We start from the raw sequence: 4296 nt of genomic DNA on the forward strand, positions 1-4296 counted from the left end.
GCGCTGACCGGGGTGGCGATCAGCACCCGGCGCCGGGCGGACGGGTCGGCGCCGGCCCGGTCCGGGCGTGGTGGCCCGTCGGACCGGGCAGCGGCGCGGACGATCTGATCATGCGATGTCGGCATGCGGTTGGCTTCATCCCGTTCGTCGGGGGCGCGCCGGTACGAGTGCGCACGCCGGGGGTCTGCCACGGTGGCGCACATCGGGATTCGCGGTGCGGCGGGCGGTGCGGCGGGCCCGGTGGCCCGGCGGTGCATCCCGGCGCCGACCTGGGCGATCGGCGGTGCGGCCGGACGCGACCACCGTGCCTGACGGCCGTCAACGAGACGTCAAGAAGCCCCGAGCAACCGGGCGGCGCCGCCCGGTCCGCGGGCGGACCGGGCGCCGATCGTCAACGTGGCGTCAACGTGGGGTCGGGCGCCAGGTGCAGCAGCGGGTCGCGACCACCGAGCGTGCCCCGGGAGGCGAGCACCGCGAACCGGGCGAACAGCTCCTCGCTGTACCACCCCACCTCGGGGGTGCGCCGGACGACCTCGCCATGTGCCGGCCGGCCGTAGGCGAACCGACGCAGCGAGGCGGTGTCCCGCCACAGGCTGAAGGTTCCCTTCAGGCCGAACGGGGCCTCGCCGATCCCGGCGGCGAACAGCAGGCCGTCGGACTGGGCGAGGTCCGCGACCACCGGCGGTACCGCCCGCCGGAAGGTCAGCGAGTGCCGGGGGGCGATCCGCGCCCGGGTGATCACCGCTACCTTCGCTCCCGGTGGACCCGGCTGGTTCGCCGCCGCCGGATCACCGAACGGTTCCAGCTCCGACCACCGCCCCCGCGAGGACAACGGGTGCAGATCGATGCGCCAGCGTTCCTCCGCCAGCGCAGACCAGGCCCGCACCTGCGCGGAGCGCTCGAACGACCGGGCCGCCGACGGGGTCTGCCAGACGCCGAGCATCGCCCACTGGCACGGGTCGGCGCCGCGCAGGCCGAGGCTGCTCGCCGACCCGGTGCCCAGCATCCGGGCGAAGCTCAGCCCGGACACCCCGCGTAGCGCCGCCCGGTCGGTCGCCATCCTGGCCAGGGCGTGACCGACCCGGCGGCGAGGGACCCGCCAGAAGTCGACGGTCACCAGCGGGACCAGGGAACTCGCCGCGCCCACCGTCCGCATGTCGCTCACCTCCCGGCCGATGCCAGTCGTAGCAGATCGTCCCGGGCACCGCCGTACTTTCGGGCGAAGACCGCCGCAGCGCCGCCACCGTCGTCACCGCGTAGCGGCACCACCCGGCACCGCCCGACGCCGGCCAGCGGATGCTGCCCGTCGGCCACCGAGGTGACCAGGGCGTCCGGACCGCCGTGGCGCAGCAGGTCGGTGAGTTCCGGGCAGACGAGGTACACCACCCCGTCGAGCAGCGCGTACTCGCAGCGGACGTCCCGCTCGCCGGCACCCGCCGGCAGGACACGCAGCGGCACCCGCAGGTAGTCGTCCAGGGAGATACTGCCCCCCGGGCCCCACAGCCGGTCGAAATGCCGCTCGACGAACTGGACGAGCGTCGAGGAGATCGTCGCCTCGTGCTGGGTGACGGCCGCGGAGGACACCCCGACCGGGAAGCTCGACACCAGCGCGCCGGTGTCCCAGCGGTGGTAGGTCGTCAGCGGCTGCTCCGCGTAGAGCCGCACGGCCAGCCGCGGCCGCAGGACGGGGTCGAGCCCCCCACGCAGCGCGTCCAGCGTGCGCAGGTTCGCCCGGATCTCGGCCGCGACGTCGATCCGGTGCGCCAGGTCCGCCGAGCGGGCCGCCGCGGCCGGCGAGTCGGGGTCGAGGAGCAGGATCTGGACGATCGCGCCGGCGTCGAGCGCCGTGCGAACCGCGGCGGCGAAGGCGTCGTCGTGCGGCGGGCAGGCCAGGTCCGTCCAGGTGTTCAGCAGTCGCACGCTGCGGCGGGCGGAGGCGACCCGGCCGATGAAGTAGGCCGGGTCGAACGCGCCGAGCAGCCGCCCGCCGGTGAACTGCGTCGGCTCGGCGGTGACCGGCTCGGCCAGGCGCCGCTCGGCCGCGTCGCGCTCCGGCGAGCGCCGCTGGCGCAGCAGCGTGACGCCCTGCTGCCAGGATCGCCGGGCCGCGGGATGGTCGTCCAGCTGGGCCAGGATGTCGCCGCGGCGGACCAGCACCCGCGGTTCCCACAGCGGGTCGGGCAGCTCGGCCAGCAGCGGCAGGCTCTCGTTGTACGCGGTCAGCGCCTGTTCCGGCCGCTGCTGGTGGCGATAGAGATCACCAAGGCGACGCTGGGCCAGTGCCTCCAGGGGGCGGTTGCCGAGCTCGCGGGCGATCGACAGGCTCATCGTCAGGCAGGCGATGCCCTCCGCGAGCTCCCCGCGATCGCCGTAGGCCATCGCGAGACCCACCAGCGTCTCGGCCTCGGCGCGCCGGGCGCCCGCCCGGCGCATCGTCGCCAGACTCGCCTCGAAGAACGTCAGCGCCTCGGCCCGCTCGCCCCGGCCCCGGCAGGCATCCGCGAGCCCGCGCACCGCGCGGGACTCGGCCAGGTCCTCGCCGAACCCGGCGAGCAGCGCCCGGGCCCGCTCGAACCGCTCGGTGGCCAGCGCCAGGCGCTGCGGCGCGTCCCGGTCGACGGCCACCGCCGGTTCGCCGTCGGGGTCCGTGCCGGGCGCGTCCAGCCGCCAGAACGCCTCCTCGAAGGTCAGGAGGATCTCCCGTTCCCCGAGATTGGCCAGTAGCTCCGCCTCGGCGATCCGGTGACCGGCGCGGCGGGCAGCCGCCAGGCCCAGCTCGTGGGTGCGCGCCCAGTCGGCCCAGTGCGCCCCGAACGCGTAGAACTCCGCGGCCTCCGCGGCGAGCAGCCAGGTCGGCTGGTCGAGGCCGGCCGCGTGGGCCTGCTCGATGAGCGCGAGCAGGTTCGACCGTTCCGCGGCGAACCAGACCAGCGGCTGGCGGACGACCCCGGCCGGGCCCCCGCCGGCGAACCGGGCGGCCGCGGCCACGAACGAATCGTCCTCGCCCGGCCCGACGGGCAGCACCCGCGCCCGCCCGGGGCTGAAGGTGTCGACGGCCTCACGCAGCATCACCAGATAGGCGTACAGGAGCTGGCCCAGCGCCGCTCGGTGTTCGCCGGACAACGTTGGGGGTCGCGCCGGGGAGGCGACGTCCGGGGCGTGCCGGCGATCCGCGACGCCGCCGGCTGTGCCACCTTCGGGCCCGTGCCGACCCGGCGGCGCGTCGATGCCGGTGCCGACCCCGGTCTCCCGCTCGCGGGCGAAGACCCGCAACAGATCATGGAACCGGTACCGCTCGGCTCCGGCCAGGTCGACGCCGCGCCGTTCCAGCAGCTGGGCCTCGGCGAGGCGGTCCACGACGTCCTCGGCCTCGTCGAGGTCGAGGCCGAGGATCGCGGCCGCCGCCCACGGCGCGAAGTCGTTGACCGCGGGCAGCGACAGCAGGCGGAAGGCGCGCTGCTCGTCGGGTGGCCGCCCGTCGTAGCTCAGCGTGAAACTCGCCCGGATCTCCAGGTCACCGACCTCAAGGAAGGACAGCCGGTCCCGCTCGTCGGTGAGCCGGCTGGCGACGCGCTCCAGCCGCCAGTGCGGGTGCGCGGCCAGCTTGCGTCCGGCGATCTGGATCGCCAGCGGCAGGTAGCCGCACATGCCGACGATGTCGCGGGCGGCCGCCGGCTCCGCCGCAACCCGGCGCTCGCCGACCACCTTGGTCAGCAGTTCCACCGCGTCGCTGGGGATGAGCAGGTCGACCATCCGGGGCGCCGCCGCCAGCCCGTGCAGCCGGGACCGGCTCGTGATGATCACGGCGCTGCCCGGGCTGGCCGGCATCAACGGCCGGATCTGCGCCTCACCCGCGGCGTTGTCCAGGATGATCAGGGCCCGACGGGTGGCCACCAGCTCCCGGTACATCTCCCCGAGGTCGTCCGGGTCGGTCGGCACCGCCGCCCGGCTCACCCCGAGGGCCTGGACGAACCGGGCCAGCACCCGCGCCGGCTCCAGCGGCTCGCTGGTGCCGCGCAGGTCGACGTACAGCGCGTCGGTGAAGCCTGCGCGGACCCGGTGCGCGATGTGCACGGCCAGGGCCGTCTTGCCCGCGCCCGCCTTGCCGGCGAAGGCCGCCGTCACGGTGCCCCGGGACAGCGCCTCGGAGTCGGTCAGCAGGGCGTGCGTCTGCTCCTGGAGGGTGTCCCGACCGGTGTACTCGGGCACGTCCGGCGGCAGTCGCTGGCCGCCCCCGCCGACGAGCGCGACCGGCCCGCCGCGCTCCAGCGACCGCGGCGGGGCCCAGACCAGCCC

The 4296-nt window shown here is 75.7% G+C and carries 2 protein-coding genes; both read right to left on the minus strand.

The window, feature by feature from the left end; translation table 11 throughout:
- Window positions 1–391: 391 nt before the first annotated feature.
- On the minus strand, window positions 392–1156 hold the full coding sequence (locus tag MXD58_RS21330) for a spheroidene monooxygenase (protein ID WP_248840081.1): 765 nt from the start codon (window positions 1154–1156) through the stop codon (window positions 392–394).
- Window positions 1157–1161: 5 nt separating this feature from the next.
- The coding region (locus MXD58_RS21335) for a tetratricopeptide repeat protein (protein ID WP_250609796.1) at window positions 1162–4296 on the minus strand (3135 nt) is incomplete at its 5' end.

It is taken from the genome of Frankia sp. AgKG'84/4, from assembly GCF_023242965.2.
In the GTDB taxonomy this organism is placed as follows: domain Bacteria; phylum Actinomycetota; class Actinomycetes; order Frankiales; family Frankiaceae; genus Frankia.

Coding starts and splice junctions, on each gene's coding strand:
- MXD58_RS21330 (WP_248840081.1), bottom strand. CDS start 1,156: ATGCGGACGGTGGGCGCGGCGAGTTCCCTGGTCCCGCTGGTGACCGTC.